9 protein-coding genes are annotated in these 14,574 nt (G+C 73.8%); 3 read left to right on the top strand and 6 right to left on the bottom strand.

The window, feature by feature from the left end; translation table 11 throughout:
- Window positions 1–158 precede the first annotated feature (158 nt).
- Entirely contained in the window at window positions 159–1,865 is a 1,707-nt protein-coding gene (locus tag AB0B66_RS08460) for a BTAD domain-containing putative transcriptional regulator (RefSeq protein WP_360524946.1), read from the top strand.
- Between the two features lie 117 nt (window positions 1,866–1,982).
- Here AB0B66_RS08460 and AB0B66_RS08465 read toward each other — a convergent pair whose 3' ends face one another.
- Window positions 1,983–2,237 (bottom strand): hypothetical protein, encoded by a 255-nt coding sequence (locus tag AB0B66_RS08465; protein ID WP_360524949.1) that lies wholly within the window; start codon window positions 2,235–2,237, stop codon window positions 1,983–1,985.
- A gap of 224 nt (window positions 2,238–2,461) precedes the next feature.
- Here AB0B66_RS08465 and AB0B66_RS08470 point away from each other — a divergent pair, with 224 nt between their 5' ends.
- The gene (locus tag AB0B66_RS08470) at window positions 2,462–5,791 is read left to right on the top strand and encodes a S8 family serine peptidase (protein ID WP_360524952.1); all 3,330 of its coding nucleotides are present in this window, start codon (window positions 2,462–2,464) and stop codon (window positions 5,789–5,791) included.
- Between the two features lie 43 nt (window positions 5,792–5,834).
- Here AB0B66_RS08470 and AB0B66_RS08475 read toward each other — a convergent pair whose 3' ends face one another.
- The 5 genes from AB0B66_RS08475 to AB0B66_RS08495 all read right to left on the bottom strand — a co-directional run bounded on the left by AB0B66_RS08475 (window position 5,835) and on the right by AB0B66_RS08495 (window position 12,896).
- A complete protein-coding gene (locus tag AB0B66_RS08475; RefSeq protein ID WP_360524955.1) occupies window positions 5,835–8,582 on the bottom strand; it encodes a BTAD domain-containing putative transcriptional regulator in 2,748 nt (915 codons plus the stop codon).
- A 132-nt stretch (window positions 8,583–8,714) separates the two neighbouring features.
- Entirely contained in the window at window positions 8,715–9,239 is a 525-nt protein-coding gene (locus tag AB0B66_RS08480) for a sigma-70 family RNA polymerase sigma factor (protein ID WP_360524958.1), read from the bottom strand.
- Window positions 9,240–9,391: 152 nt separating this feature from the next.
- The gene (locus AB0B66_RS08485) at window positions 9,392–11,254 is read right to left on the bottom strand and encodes a BTAD domain-containing putative transcriptional regulator (RefSeq protein ID WP_360524960.1); all 1,863 of its coding nucleotides are present in this window, start codon (window positions 11,252–11,254) and stop codon (window positions 9,392–9,394) included.
- Between the two features lie 47 nt (window positions 11,255–11,301).
- Window positions 11,302–12,531 carry a DUF6596 domain-containing protein gene (locus AB0B66_RS08490; RefSeq protein WP_360524963.1) on the bottom strand — a complete coding sequence of 410 codons (1,230 nt, stop codon included), beginning with the start codon at window positions 12,529–12,531 and terminating at the stop codon, window positions 11,302–11,304.
- Window positions 12,528–12,896, bottom strand: a complete 369-nt coding sequence (locus AB0B66_RS08495) for a YciI family protein (RefSeq protein ID WP_360524966.1) — start codon at window positions 12,894–12,896, stop codon at window positions 12,528–12,530. Before AB0B66_RS08495 ends, AB0B66_RS08490 begins: the two co-directional genes overlap by 4 nt.
- A gap of 168 nt (window positions 12,897–13,064) precedes the next feature.
- Here AB0B66_RS08495 and AB0B66_RS08500 point away from each other — a divergent pair, with 168 nt between their 5' ends.
- Window positions 13,065–14,555 (top strand): MFS transporter, encoded by a 1,491-nt coding sequence (locus AB0B66_RS08500; protein ID WP_360524969.1) that lies wholly within the window; start codon window positions 13,065–13,067, stop codon window positions 14,553–14,555.
- Window positions 14,556–14,574 lie beyond the last annotated feature (19 nt).

Below are 14,574 nucleotides of genomic sequence, written 5' to 3' on the forward strand. Positions count from 1 at the left end.
GCCGCCTTGGCGTGCGATGACACCGCCCGGCCGATCGGGGAACACGGCGTGCACACCCGATTCTGCGTAACTTCTGCCTGGTAGACGGCCAGATCCGCTGGTTGCATGGAGGGTCGAGCCGGTCCGCACGGGACCGCGACCCGACAGCGAAGGCAGCCATGACTGAGTCGACGACGGCGGTGCGGTTCACCATCCTGGGCCCGGTCGCGGCCCGGCGCGGCGGCGTCGAACTCGAACTCGGCGGCCGCCAGCAGCGGCTCGTGCTGGCGCTGCTGCTCGCCCACGCCGGATCGGTCGTCAGCCTCACCGAACTCGTCGACACGATCTGGCACCAGGACCCGCCGGCCAGCGCGGTCAACGTCGTCCACCGCTACATCGGCACCCTGCGCCGGCTCATCGAACCCGACCTGCCCGTACGCGCCGTCGGCAGCCACCTCATCCGGCACGCCGCCGGCTACCGGCTCAAAGTCGACGAGCAGTCCCTCGACCTGCTGCGGCTGCGCCACCTCGTCGCCCAGGCCCGGCAGGCGAGCGAACCCGCCGCGGCGGCACGCCTGTTCGCCGAGGCGCTGACGCTGCGGCGCGGCCCCTGCGGGATCGGCCTGGACACCGACGCGCGCAGGCCCGCGGTGTTCGCCGCGATCGACGCCGAGTGCGCGCACGCCGTACGCGACGCCGCCGACACCGCCCTGCGCTGCGGGCAGGCCCGCCTGGTCGTCCCCGCACTGCGCCAGGCGGCCGCCCTGCACCCGCTCGACGAGGCGCTGCAGGCCCGGCTCATGCTCGCGCTCGCCGCCGACGGCAGGCAGGCCGAGGCGATGGAGACATTCCAGGACGTGCGCCGCTGGCTGTGCGACGAACTCGGCATCGACCCCGGCCCCGAGCTGCTGGACGCCTACGACCGGCTGCTGCACCAGCGCATCACGACCGGGCCGGAGCGCGCCACGCCGCCGCCCGTCCCCGCCGGCCCGATTGGCCAGGCGAACGACGGCGAACGGGCGGATCCGGTGTCGTCACCCCCGGCCCCGGCTCAGCCGCTGCCGATGCTGCCGCCCCCGGCCCAGCTGCCACCGGACCACCCGTTCTTCGTCGGCCGCGACGACGTCCTCACTCGCGTGCGGCAGCTGCTCGACGAGGACCGCCGCGAAGGCCGCGCCATGGCGCTGGCGGTCCACGGGATCGCGGGCGTCGGCAAGACCACGCTGGCGATCCATCTCGGACACCGCCTCGCCGCCGCGTACCCCGACGGGCAGCTGTACGCCGACCTGCGCGGGGCGGCCGCCGACCGGCGCGCGATGAGCCCCGCCCAGGCGCTGCGCGGATTCCTCGGCTCGCTCGGCGTCGCCCCGCAGCACCTGCCCGCCGAGCTGCACGCGCTGGCCGGGCTGTACCGCAGCATCCTCGCCGGACGGCGGATCCTGGTCGTGCTCGACAACGGCCGCGACTTCGAGCACGTGCGGCATCTGCTGCCGGGCACCCCCGGCTGCCTGGCCGTCGTCACGAGCCGCCGCCCGCTCACCGGCCTGATCACCACGGGCCGCGCCCATCCGCTGCCGCTGGACCCGCCGACGCCCGACGAGGCCCGGCTCTACCTGGTGCGGCGGCTGGGAGCCGAGCGCATCGCCGCCGAACCGGACGCGATAGAGGAGATCATCGCCGGCGAGCGGCTGCCGCTGACCCTCGCCGTGCTGGCCGCGCGCGCGGTGGCCCGTCCCCGGACACCGCTGGTGCAGCTCGCCGCGGACCTGTCGGTTCCCTTCCCGGCGGGACCGGCCGGACAGTGGTGGTCGTGCCGGGCGGCGCGACGCGGACTCGGGGTGGGCAACATGCCGTTCACCCGCTGGGAGCGGTCGGATCGGCGCTGACGGGCCATGCCCTGGTCGGCGTCGGGGATCCGGCGTGACAGCGCGGGGCGGTGATCGAGCCCAGGCTGCCGAGCACCACTACCGGTGCGAGCATTCAGGCCTCGGCGGACTCGCAGGTCAGCTCAGCGCCTTGATGAGGTGCACCGTGCCGGACACCACGAGCACCGCGCCGAACAGCATCCAGCCGATGCCGAGGGCGCGAGTGCTCTTGAACGTCAACCGCCTGACGCGCTCGGCCAACTCGTGGCTGTCGCGGCCGTGCTGTCCGGCCACGCCGAACAGGTTCGCCGCGAACGCCAGGCCGACGCCGACGTCACCGACGAACAGGCCCAGCAACAGGATGGTCAGCGCGTTCCCGGTGTCAGCGGCCACGATCTCCACGATCCCCCCTCGTCTGGCAAGCACTCATTGTGGCCGGGCCGCGCCAGATCATGTGCTCGCCGACGGCAGGTGCCCTTTCGGCGACCCGCAGGCGCGGGTGCGTAGGACCGTCGCGCAGACCCGCTGATGTGATCCAGGTCACTTATCCGAACTTTCGTTCGCCGGACACGTCTGGATCACCGCCCGGATACCTCTCGCGATGGTCTAGGAGAACGATGCCGTCAGTACGCAAGTTATCGGCGCTGGCACTGGTGGTGCTGGGCGTGTCGGCGGTGGCCCCGGGCGGGTCACCAGCCGCGGCCCAGCCCCAGTCGCCGCAGCCGACGACCACACCCCAGGTCGCGTCCAAGCCCCGAACGGTCACTCTGCTCACCGGCGACACCGTTCACGTCAGCAAGGTGGACGGCCAGACCGCCGTCAGCGTGGTGCCGGGCAAGGGCCGGGAGAAGATCCCGTTCCTGACCCACAGCGCCGGTGACGACGTGCGGGTCATCCCCGCCGACGCCGTCGGCCTGCTCAACCGGGGCAAGCTCGACGAGCGCCTGTTCGACGTCTCGGCGCTGATCGGCTTCGGCTACGACGACACCCGGGCCACCCTGCCGCTGCTCATCGAGCACAGCGGCACCGCCGCCGGGCTCACCGGCGGCCGGACCACCCGCGAACTCGACGGGATCAGCGCCGTCGCGCAGAACCGCGCCGACGCGGTGTCGTTCTGGAACGGACTCACCGCCGAGGCCGGCGCCGAGCGGCGGCTGCGGGCCGGATACGACAAGATCTGGCTCGACGGTCTGCGCAAGCCGACCCTCGACGTCAGCGTCCCGCTGACCGGCGCCCCGACGGCCTGGCAGGCCGGGCTGACCGGTGCGGGCGTGAAGGTCGGCGTCATCGACACCGGCGTCGACCAGACCCACCCCGACCTGGCCGGCCGCATCGCCGCGGCGGAGAACTTCACCGCCGAACCCGACGCCCTCGACCTCGTCGGGCACGGCACCCACGTCGCGTCCACCATCGCCGGCACCGGTGCCGCGTCCGAGGGCCGCTTCAAGGGCATGGCGCCCGGTGCGAGCCTGTACAGCGCCAAGGTCTGCACCATCGACGGCTGCCCCGAGTCGGCGATCCTGGCCGGCATGACCTGGGCCGCCCAGCAGGGCGTCAAGGTCGCCAACATGAGCCTCGGCGGCCCCGACAGCGCGGCGACCGACCCGATCGAGGCGGCCGTGGCCGACCTCACCCGCCAGTACGGCATCCTGTTCGTCGTCGCCGCCGGCAACTCCGGCCTGGGCGGGGAGTCGACCGTCAACTCGCCCGGCAGTGTGTCCGAGGCGCTGACCGTCGGCGCGGTGAGCAAGACCGGCGAGCTGGCCGAGTTCTCCAGCCGCGGCCCGCGCGCCAACGACGCCGGCATCAAGCCGGACCTCACCGCGCCCGGCGTCGGCATCCTCGCCGCCCGCAGCGCGACCTCCGACCTGTACCCGAACGACGAGAACCCGCAGTACGCCAGCCTGTCCGGCACCTCGATGGCCACCCCGCACGTGGCCGGCGCGGCGGCGATGCTGATCCAGCAGCACCCCGACTGGACCCCGGAGCGGATCAAGTCGACGCTGATGGCCTCCGCCCAGCCCAGCGCCACTATCGGCGTGTACGAGCAGGGCGCGGGCTTCCTCGACATGGCCCGGGCGATCGGGCAGACCGTCACGGCCGGCCCCGTCAGCGTCGCCTTCGAACGCACCGCCGCCGCGCAGACCCGCACCATCACCTACACCAACAGCGGGAACGCGGCCCTGACCCTGGCCCTGTCGCTGGAGGCCAAGGACGCCGACGGCGCTCCCGCGCCGGCGGGCCTGTTCAGCCTCAGCGCGTCCTCGGTGACCGTCCCGGCCGGCGGCACCGCCACCGTGGACGTCACCGTGCAGGCCGCGACCGGCCTTTCCGACCGCTACTACGGCGGCGAGGTCACCGCCACCGGCGGCGGCGCGCAGGTGCAGACCCCGGTCGCGCTCGACGTCGTACGCAGCAAGCTGTCGCTCAAGCTCGTCGGCCCCGACGGCGGCGCGCCCAAGGCCGAGCAGGGCTGGGTGACCGTCCTGATGGACCTGGACCGGCAGGTCATGCTGGTGCTGGACGACCCGTCGGCCACCACGCACCGGGTCCGTGCGGGCCGCTACCTGGTCCAGACCTACCTGGTCACCGGCGACCCCGGCGAGCCCGACATCACCACCATGGTGCGCCCGACCCTCGACCTGACCAAGGACCAGGCGCTGACCGTCGACACCCGGCAGGCCAAGGCGATCGCGGTGACGGTGCCGAACGCGAAGGCGACCCTGGTGCACCCGGAGTCCGGGTGGACGATCCGCACCGAGCAGCCGCAGATCTGGGGCAGCAACGACCCGTTCGGCGTGCTCATGAACGTCGGTTTCCAGCACGTGCGCACCGCGCAGATCGGCACGGGCAAGACCCCCGGGTTCGTGTCCTACGTGCACGGGATCTGGGGCCAGGTCGACCCCGACGGCGGCCTGCACAACAGCCCGTACGTCTACCGGGTCTACCTCTACGAGCCGCAGAAGATGATGACCGGCCTGAACCGCAAGCTGCGCGCGGGCGACTTCGCCAAGGTCCGGTCCCAGATCGGCGCGGACGTGGCCGGGGTGCCGGTCGGGCGCAACGCGGTCGCGCACGCGCCGGGCAACTCCCCGGTGTACCGCGACGACCGCAACGTCCAGCCGACCTTCACCTACGACGTGCCCAGCACCATCACCGAGTACTACAACCAGGACAAGCAGGCGCAGTGGCAGTCGACCTCGGCGCAGTTCCGCTACACCTACTACCAGTCGGACTGGACCAGCTTCAAGCCCGGCCGCACGTACACGGTGAAGTGGGCCAACGCGGTCGCCGGGCCGGTGTACCCGCAGCCGAACTTCGGCCAGCAGTACGCCACCCGCTACTGGGGCGACAACATCGGCGGGCCGGGGCCGCTGCACGGCGACGGCGCCGGGCACATGGGCTTCCGGCACGTGCGCGGCGGCAGCGCGCAGGTCAACCTCTACCGCGACGGCGTCGAGATCGGCACCGCCAGCGAGGTCCCCTACGTGTGGCAGGTGCCCGCCGAGACCGGTGACTACCGGCTGGCCGCGACGTTCCACAGCGACCCGGCGTTCACCCTGTCGACCGTGGTCGAGGCGGAGTGGACGTTCAAGTCCGGGCACGTGGCCGACGGCGAGCTAGTCAAGCTGCCGCTGACCGCGATCCGGTACACCCCGGCCCTGGACGTCGACAACAAGGCCCCGGCCGGGCGGCTGTTCGCGATCCCGATCTCGCTCGACCGGCAGGTCGGCGCGGCACCGGGCCGGACCAGGTCCCTGACCGTCGAGGCGTCCTTCGACGACGGCAAGACCTGGCAGAAGCTGCCCGTCATGCGCTTCGGCGAGCAGGCCACGGCCTGGATCTGCCACCCGAAGGGCACCGGTTTCGTGTCGCTGCGCTCCGCGGCGACCGACAGCGGCGGCAACACGGTCAAGCAGACCGTCATCCGCGCCTACCGGTACTGATGAACCGACCCGGACGCGGCGCCGTGCCAGCGCCGCGTCCGGGTCACCGGGCCAACCGGTCGCGGATGCGCCGGGCCACCGGCGAGTCCGTCCCGTCCAGTTCGGCCAGCGCCTCCCGCCACGTCCGCCGGGCCAGCGCCGCCTCGCCGTTGCCGGCGTGCACGTCACCGACGGCGACCAGCACCTGCGCGGTGTGGTGCGCGGCCCCGGCACCCCGGAACGTGTCGACCGCCTGCTCCCAGATCGCCATCGCGTGCGGCAGGTCGTCGATCATCGAGTACGTGTGCGCCATCCACGCCTGCGTCGTGCCCACCCCGTGCAGGTCACCGAGCACCTCGAACTGCCGCTGCGCCTGCGCGAACATGCCCAGCGCCTGCGCGTGGCGGCCCAGCCAGCCCTGCGCCCGCGCGATCGCCAGCAGCGCCGTCGTCGCGCCCCGCACGTTGCCCGCGGCCCGGAACAGCTCCCGCGCCGCTTCGGCATGGCGGACCGCCTCGGCGTAACGCCGCTGCTCCAACCGGATCTCGGCGATGTTGTTCTCCACATGGCCCTGCTCGGCGTGCAGGCCCAGCCGGTCGAAGATCTGCCTGGCCCGCTCCAGGTGCGACAACCCGCCGTCCAGATCGGCCAGGAAGTAGCACGCCCCCGCCAGGCTGCGGTGCAGCAGCGCCCGCGCGGCCGGATCGTCGTCGGCCGCGGCCAGTCCCGCACCGGCCACCGCCGTCCACTGCTTGAACTGCGCGGTGTCCTGGAAGAAGTTCTGCATCGCCAGCGCGACCTGCCACGCCGTACGCGGCCGGCCACGCCGCGCGGCCTGCGCGACGACCTCGGTCAGCACCCGCTGCTCGGCGGCGAACCAGGCCATCGCGTCGGCCCGGCCGGTGAAGGCGCGGCCGGTGACCCCGTGCGCCGACGGCTCCGGCTCCGGCAGCGGCACCTGCGGCAGCAGCAGCAGCTGCGCCGCGTACGCGCTGAGCTGGTAGTAGTCGTACAGCCGCGCGACTGCGGCGGCCCGCTCGGCCGCGCTGTCGTGCTCCTCGCCGAGCTCGGCGGCGTACGCGCGCAGCAGATCGTGCATCCGCCACCGGCCCTCGCCCGGCTCGACCAGCAGCTGCGCCCCCAACTCGGCGAGCAGCCCCCGAGCCGCCCGCAGCGGCACCCCGCCCAGCGCCGCCGCCGCCTCCGTGCTCAGCCCACCGGCCGGATGCAGCGGCAGCAGCCGGAACAGCCGCGCCGCCGCGGGCGTCAACGCCCGGTACGACCACGAGAAGATCGCCTCCAGGTCGGCGTGCGCGTCACCGAACCCCGACAGCCGGCCGTCGGCCTCGGCCAGCTCACCCAGCACCGCCGGCAGGCTCAGCCCCGGCCGGCCCATGCTGCGGGTCGCGACCAGCGCCAGCGCCAGCGGCAGCCGCCCGCACCGCGCGATGATCTCACCGACGGCGGCCGGATCGGCGGCCACCGCGTCACCCAGCCGCCTGGCCAGCAACTCCCGCGCCTCGTCGTCGCTGAGCACATCCAGGTGCAGCGCGAACGCACCCGCCGCACCGGCCGCGCCCGCGATCCGGCGGCGGCTGGTCGCGATCACCAGACTGCCGCCGGTGCCCGGCAGCAGATGCCGGATCTGATCCCAGTCACGGCAGTTGTCGAGCAGGATCAGCATCCGGCGCTCGGCCAGGATGCTGCGGTACAGCCCCGCCTGCGCGTGCAACTCGTCCGGGATCTCCGCCGGGGCCACCCCCAGCGACCACAGGAAACCGCGCAGCGCCTCCGCCGGGGTCATCACCGACTCACCCGAGTCGAACCCGCGCAGGTCCGCATACAGCTGCCCGTCCGGGTAGCGGGCAGCCAGCCGGTGCGACAGGTGCACCGACAGGGTGGTCTTGCCGACCCCCGGCATCCCGTCGACGACCAGCGCCGTGGGCCGCTGGCCGCCGGCCAGCAACTCCTCCACGGCGGCGATCACCTCACGGCGGCCGGTGAAGTACGGATGGTCGGCCGGCAACTGCGCCGGCGGCTCGGCCCCACCCGGCACCGCGACGTCCTGGTCGAGCAGCCCGTCGCGAGCCGCGCGCAACTCCGCCCCCGGCTGGATGCCCAGCTCCTCTGCCAGCCGGTGCTCGATGCCCGCGTACGCCGCCAGCGCCTCGGCCCGCCGCCCGTCCGCGGCCAGCGCCAGCAGCAGCCGAGCCTGCAGCGCCTCGTCCAGCGGCTCGTACTCGGCGGCCAGCCGAACCGCCGGCAGCACCACGTGCACACACCCGGCCCGCAATGCCGCGTCGGTCGCCGCCCGCACCGCCGCGAACCGCTCGCCGTCGACGGCCACGAACTCCGGATGGGCCCGGCCGTCGGTATGCAGGCCCGAGGCGCACCGATCGCGCCACAGCGCCAGCGCCTGCCGGTACAGCTCCACGGCCGCCTCGCCGGAGCCGTCCGCCGCCTCGGCGACCAGACGCCGGAAACGCAGCAGGTCCAGCGACTGCTCGTCGACCAGCAGCCGGTACTGCGCGCCGTCGCGGATCAGCACCGACCCGGCCGCACGTGCCGCCAGGTCCGGTTCGAAGCGCCGCCGCAGCATCCCGACGTGCCGGTGCACCACGTTGACCGCGCTCGGCGGGGGATCGGTCGCCCAGAGCAGGTCGACGAACTCGGCGACGCTGACCGCGCCACCGGCACGGGCCAGCAGCAGCGCGAGGATCAGCCGCTGCTGCCTGGTGCCGAGGTCTATCTCGGACCGGCCGCGCCAGGCCCGCACCGGGCCGAGGACGGCGAAGGTCAGCGGGCCGGTCATGGCGCTGCGATCCGCGTGGAACTGGTTGTCACGATCGCCGTAGCGTGGCAGGGCCCACACCGTGACCTGTGCGGGCCTCGCGGCGCTGTGAACTTGGCCGTACGCCGGAACCGCGGCCCGGCGGGGTGCGTCTCAGGCGGCCTTGAGGCCGGTACGCAGCGCGCACAGCGCATGGTGGGTCCGCGACTTCACCGTGCCGACCGGCATGCCCAACCGCCCCGCGACCTCCTTCGGCGACCGCCCGACCAGGTAGACCTCGCACAGCAGGCTCCGCTGCGCCGGACTCAACCGCCCCAGCGCCTGCCGTACGGCGTGCGAGGCCAGCGCGGTGCCGGTGGTGTCGTCCACGCCGGGGATCCAGGTCATGTCGACCAGGTGGACCTCGGCGGGCCGGGTCGAGCGCCGCCGTACGCCGTCGATGACCAGCCGCCGCGCGACCGTCAGCAGCCACCGGCGGGCCGCGTCGGTGTCGGCCGGCACCGAGTCCAGGTGCTGCCAGGCCCGCAGCATCGTCTCCTGCAGCAGGTCCTCGGCGCTCTGCCGCTGGCCGTTGGTCAACGCGAGCAGCAGCCGCAGCACGGCCGCGGCGTGGTCCGCATGCAGGGACGTCATGCGCTCGGTCGGATCGGCAGTCGAGCGCTCGGGTGCCAGCAGCACGGCAAATCCCCCAAAGCCAGGTGGAACGGGTGAGTGCGGCCCGAGCCTAGGCAGCGTCGATGCGATCGCACTGACGCGCAAGTGCGGATTCAGTGCCGTCACCCAGTGCCACCGGCCGTGGCTGCGGCGTGACCGTCGAGGTGGCGCGGCCGCTACTCGCCGGTCCGGTGCAAGCGCAGTCGTGCGGCGGCGCGTTCGGCCGGGCTGTCGGAGTCCTCGCCGAGTTCGGCGGCAAAGGCCAACAGCAGGCCGTGGACGCGGAACCGGCCAGGCCCATCCTCGCTGACCAGGTGCGCGCGGCTCAGCTCCCCGACCAGCGCCCGCCCGACCCGCGGCGGCACTCCGGCCAGGGCCGCCGCCCCGGCGACCGAGATGTCGGGGCCGGGATGCAGCGGCAGCAGCCGGAACAGCCGGGCGGCGGGGCCGGACAGCGCCTCGTACGACCAGGAGAAGACGGCGCGCAGCCCGGTCTGCGGATCATCACCGTCGAAATCGTCCAGGCCGGCGGAGGATCCGGCCGGCTCGGCGGCGAACGCCGGCGAGGTCGGCGAGGTCGGCGGCAGGCTCGCCACGCGCGAGGCCGCCATCGCCAGCGCCAGCGGCAACCGCCCGCAGGCGGCGACAACGGCGTCCACAGCGGACGGGTCGGCCGGGCCGTGCAGCAGGTCCAGCAGCATCGCCCGGGCCTCGCCGGCGCTCGGCAGGCCGACCGGCAGCGGGTACGCGCCCGCCGTGGTCTGCAGGGCCGTGAGCCGGCTGCGACTGGTGACGATCACCAGGCAGCCGGGGCCGCCCGGCAGCAGGTGCCGGACCTGCTCGGCGTCGCGGCAGTTGTCCAGCACGATCAGCAGCCGACGGCCGGCGAGCCTGCCGCGGTACAGGCCCGCCTGGGCGTGCAGCTCCGCCGGGATGCCGTCCCTGGGCACCCCCAGCGAGCCGAGCAGGCCGCGCAGCGCCTCGTCCGCGCCCATCACCTCCTCCCGGCCGTGGCCGCGAAGGTCGACGTACAACTGCCCGTCCGGGTAGCCGCCGGCCAGCTCGTGCGCCAGGCGCACGGCCAGGGCGGTCTTGCCGACCCCGGGCATGCCGTCGATCGCCAGCACCGCCGGCCCGCCCGGACGGGCCAGAGCCGCACGGGCCTCGGCGATCATCTCGTCACGGCCGTGGAAGGAAGGCAGGTCCGGCGGCAGCTGCGCGGGGCGGGGCAGCGCCGACGACGGCCCGGCAGGCACCGGCGGGGTGCGCTGGTGCAGCAGCCGGTCGTACGCCTCCCGCAGCTCCTCGCCCGGTTCGACCCCCAGGTCGTCGGCGAGCCGCCGCCGCACCACCCGGTACACCTCGACGGCTTCGGCCTGGCGGCCGTCGGCGGCCAGCGCCAGCAGCAACCGGCTCTGCAGCGACTCGTCCAGCGGGTGCAGTTCGGCGGCCAACCGCAGCGGCGCCAGCACCTCGCCCAGCCGGCCGCACCGCTCGGCGGCGTCGGCGGCCTCCCGCACGGTCTGGGCGCGTTCGGCCTCCACGGCCAGGAACACCGGATGCCGCCGCGAGGCCGGTTCCAGGCCCGCGGCGCACCGGCCGCGCCACAGCGCCAGCCCGTCCAGGCCGTGCCGCAGCGCCGACTCCGGATCGCCGTCCTGCAGGCTCCGGCGGGCCGAGCGGCTCAGCGCCCGGAATCTCAGCAGGTCGAGGGACTGCTCGTCGACGCGCAGCCGATAGCCCGAAAGCTCGCGCAGGATGTGCCGGCCCGTGGACCGGGTGGGCAGGCCGGGTTCGAGCAGCCGCCGCAGTTCCCCGATGTGGCGGTGCACGACGTTCACGGCGCTGGCCGGGGCCTGCTCGTCCCAGAGCAGGTCGACCAACTCGGCCACGGCGACCGGTGCACCCGCCCTGGCCAGCAGCAACGCCAGCACCAGGCGCTGCTGGCGGGTGCCCAGCGTCAGCTCTGCCCCGGCGCGGTGGATCCTGATGGAGCCGAGCACCGAGAACCCGAACGATGCTCCCGGTTCCCCTTGCACGCGGGCAACGGTAACCGGCCCGTCGGCTACCCGCAGGTACGGCGGATTCAGGTGAGCCGCTTGGCACGTTCGGTGAGGTACCGCTGCTCGGGCAGGCTCGCGGTCCGCTTCGCGGCCAGCCGGTACGCCTCCCGGGCCGCGGCGGCGTCGCCGGCCATCTCCAGCAGGTGGGCGCGGACGGCGGGCAGCCGGTGGTGCCGGGTCATGCGCTCGTCGGCCTCCAGCGTGTCGAGAAGTTCCAGCCCCGCCCGCGGCCCGTCGGTCATGGCCACGGCGACCGCCCGGTTGAGGGTGACCATCGGGTTCGGCGACAGCCCTTCCAAGATCCGGTACAGCGCCGCGATCTGCGGCCAGTCGGTCTGGTCGGCACTGGCGGCCTCCATGTGCACCGCCGCGATCGCCGCCTGCAACTGGTGCGGACCAGGCGGGAACGTGGCCATGGTGCGGGTGATCAGCGCCAGGCCCTCCTCGGCCGTGTCGGCGCTCCACCGGGTGCGGTCCTGCTCGGCCAGCGGCACCAGCATCCCGTCGGGGCCGGTGCGGGCCGGGCGGCGCGCGTCGGTGAGCAGCATCAGCGCGAGCAGCCCGGCGACCTCGCCGTCGTCGGGAAGGATCCGGTGCAGCGACCGGGTCAACCGGATCGCCTCGGCGACCAGGTCGGGTCGCTGCAGGTGCGCGCCGGAACTTGCCGTGTAGCCCTCGTTGAAGATCAGGTAAAGCACGTGCCGGACCACCTGCAGCCGGTCGTGCCACTCCGACATCGGCGGCAGGTCGAAGGTGGCCCCCGCCTGCTTGATCCGCTGCTTGGCCCGGCTGATCCGCGGAGCCATCGTCGCCTCGGGCACCAGGAAAGCCGCCGCGACCTGCGCCGTCGGCAGACCGCCCAGGGCGCGCAGCGTCAACGCCACCTGCGAAGCCGGGGTCAGCGACGGATGGCAGCACATGAACAGCAACGTGAGCGTGTCATCGGCCTCCGGCACCTGCTCGGAAGCGACACCGGGGACCACGGGAGCGCCGGCCAGCGCGGCGGCGGTCGCCTCCCGGCGACGCCGGGCGACCTCACTGCGCACGTGGTCGACCAGCCGCCGGGTCGCCACGGCGCTCAACCAGGCGCGCGGATTGTCCGGCACTCCGGCGGTGGGCCACTGCTGCGACGCGGCGATCAGGGCCTCCTGCACCGCGTCCTCGCAGGCGTCGAACTCCCCGTAGCGGCGCGCGAGCGCACCGAGGACCCGCGGGGCGAGTTCCCGGAGCAGGTCCTCGGTGCGGGCGGTCACATCTCCATCCCGCTGGAGAACATCACGGGCCGCACCTCCACGCCGAGCCCGTCGACAGCCGCGTCGGGGATCATCGCGGCCAACTCCAGCGCCCGGTCCCGGTCGGCGCACTCGACCAGGTAGTAGCCACCGAGGAACTCCTTGGCCTCCAGGTACGGGCCGTCGGTGACAGCCGGGACACCGTCGCGCACCCGCACCACGGCGCTGTTGGACGGATCGGCCAGCGCCTGGGTGACGATCAGCTCGCCGGACTCCTGGATCGTCTTGATGAAGTCGCCGTGGCCGTTCATGATCGCGGTGCGCTGGTCGTCGGTGAGCGCGTTCAGCACAGCCGGGTTGTTGTGCAGCAGCAGCAGGAACTTCACTTCTGGCCTCCTCAGGTCGGCGGGTCCGTGGCGGTCCCGTCACCCTGCAGTCGGAGCACCCCATGCGTTCTTGACATCCGCCGGAGAAGTTTCCGCGTGCCGTCGGCGCAAGAATCCGCGACCGGTCCCGACCTCCTCGCGACATCGTTTCGACGAGGAGGAGCCGCCATGGCCACGATAACGTCCCTGGACCGAGCCGGACGGGCTGGCCTGCGCGAATGGCTGGGCCTGGTGGTGCTCGCGCTGCCCACGCTGCTGGTCGCGCTGGACATCAACTCGGTGTTCCTGGCACTGCCGCACCTGAGCGCCGACCTCGGCGCCGACGCGGTGCACCAGCTGTGGATCGCCGACGGGTACGGGCTCATGGTGGCCGGGTTCGTCGTCACCATGGGCACCCTCGGCGACCGGATCGGCCGGCGGCGACTGCTCATGATCGGCGCCGCGGCGTTCGGCCTGCTGTCGGTGGCCTCCGCCTACGCGACCAGCCCGGCGATGCTGATCGCGGCCCGGCTGCTGCTGGGCGTGGCCGGCGCGACCCTGATGCCGTCGACACTCGGCCTGATCAGCGCCATGTTCACCGACGCCCGGCAGCGAGGCCTGGCCATCACCGCATGGTCCACCTGCGTGTTCGCCGGGGCGGCGCTGGGGCCGGTGCTCGGCGGGGTGCTGCTCACGCACTACTGGTGGGGATCGGTGTTCCTGATCGGCGCGCCGACGATGGCCGTACTGCTGGTCGCGGCCCCGCTGACGCTGCCCGACTCCCGCAACCCCGACGCGGGCCGCCTCGACCTGGCCAGCGTCCTGCTGTCGCTGGCCGCGATCCTGCCCCTCACCTACGGCGTCAAGCAGCTCGGCGCGGACCTGGCCGACGCGCCCGCCGCCCTGGCCGCAGCCGCCGTCGGCGCACTGTTCGCCATGCTGTTCGTCCGCCGCCAGCGCGGCCTGCGCGATCCGCTGCTGCGGCTGGACCTGCTGCGCGACCGCACCGTCGGCGCGGTGCTGACGGCGATGGTCGCCACCGGTGCCGGGCTGGCCGGAGTCGGCCTGCTCACCACGCAGTACCTGCAGCTCGTGTGCGGGTACTCGCCGCTGGCATCGGCCGTGTGGTTCGCGCCGATGGGACTGGCCATGGCCGCCGGCTGCACGCTCGCTCCGCTGACTCAGCGGCGGCTGTCTCCCGGTGCGGCGATCGTCGCGGGCCTGGTCGTGTCCACGCTCGGCTTCCTGCCGGTGGCCCTGGCCGACGGTCCGGCGACAGTCGTCGCCGGGGCCGCATTGATCGCGTTCGGCACCGGCCCGCTGTTCGCGCTGGGCACCGGCGTGGTGATCGGCTCCGTCGCACCGGAGCAGGCCGGGTCGGCCGCGGCGCTATCGGAGACCAGCAACTATCTCGGTGGCACCGCGGGCATCGCCCTGTTCGGGACGGTCGCGGCGGGTGTCTATCACGCCCGGCTGGCCGGATTCGGCGAAGCACCGGACGCCGCACGCGAGTCCGTCGCCGGAGCCGTGGCCGCCGCCGCCACGCTTCCCGCCGGGCCGGCCGGCCGGCTCCTGACCGTCGCGCACGCCGCGTTCACCGGCGGCCTCAGCCTGGTCGCCGCCTGCGCCGCAGTCCTGTTCGTCGCGTTGGTGGTCGTCCTGGCTCGACGTCTTCGCTGACCGGATACGCCTTCGCCGG

The organism is Catellatospora sp. NPDC049111 (assembly GCF_040648615.1).
GTDB classification, from domain to species: Bacteria; Actinomycetota; Actinomycetes; order Mycobacteriales; family Micromonosporaceae; genus Catellatospora; species Catellatospora aurea.

Bases quoted from the DNA above. Each gene is read 5' to 3' on its own strand.
- AB0B66_RS08500 (WP_360524969.1), top strand. From the start codon at position 13,065: ATGGCCACGATAACGTCCCTGGACCGAGCCGGACGGGCTGGCCTGCGC.
- AB0B66_RS08475 (WP_360524955.1), bottom strand. From the start codon at position 8,582: ATGACCGGCCCGCTGACCTTCGCCGTCCTCGGCCCGGTGCGGGCCTGG.
- AB0B66_RS08470 (WP_360524952.1), top strand. From the start codon at position 2,462: ATGCCGTCAGTACGCAAGTTATCGGCGCTGGCACTGGTGGTGCTGGGC.
- AB0B66_RS08460 (WP_360524946.1), top strand. From the start codon at position 159: ATGACTGAGTCGACGACGGCGGTGCGGTTCACCATCCTGGGCCCGGTC.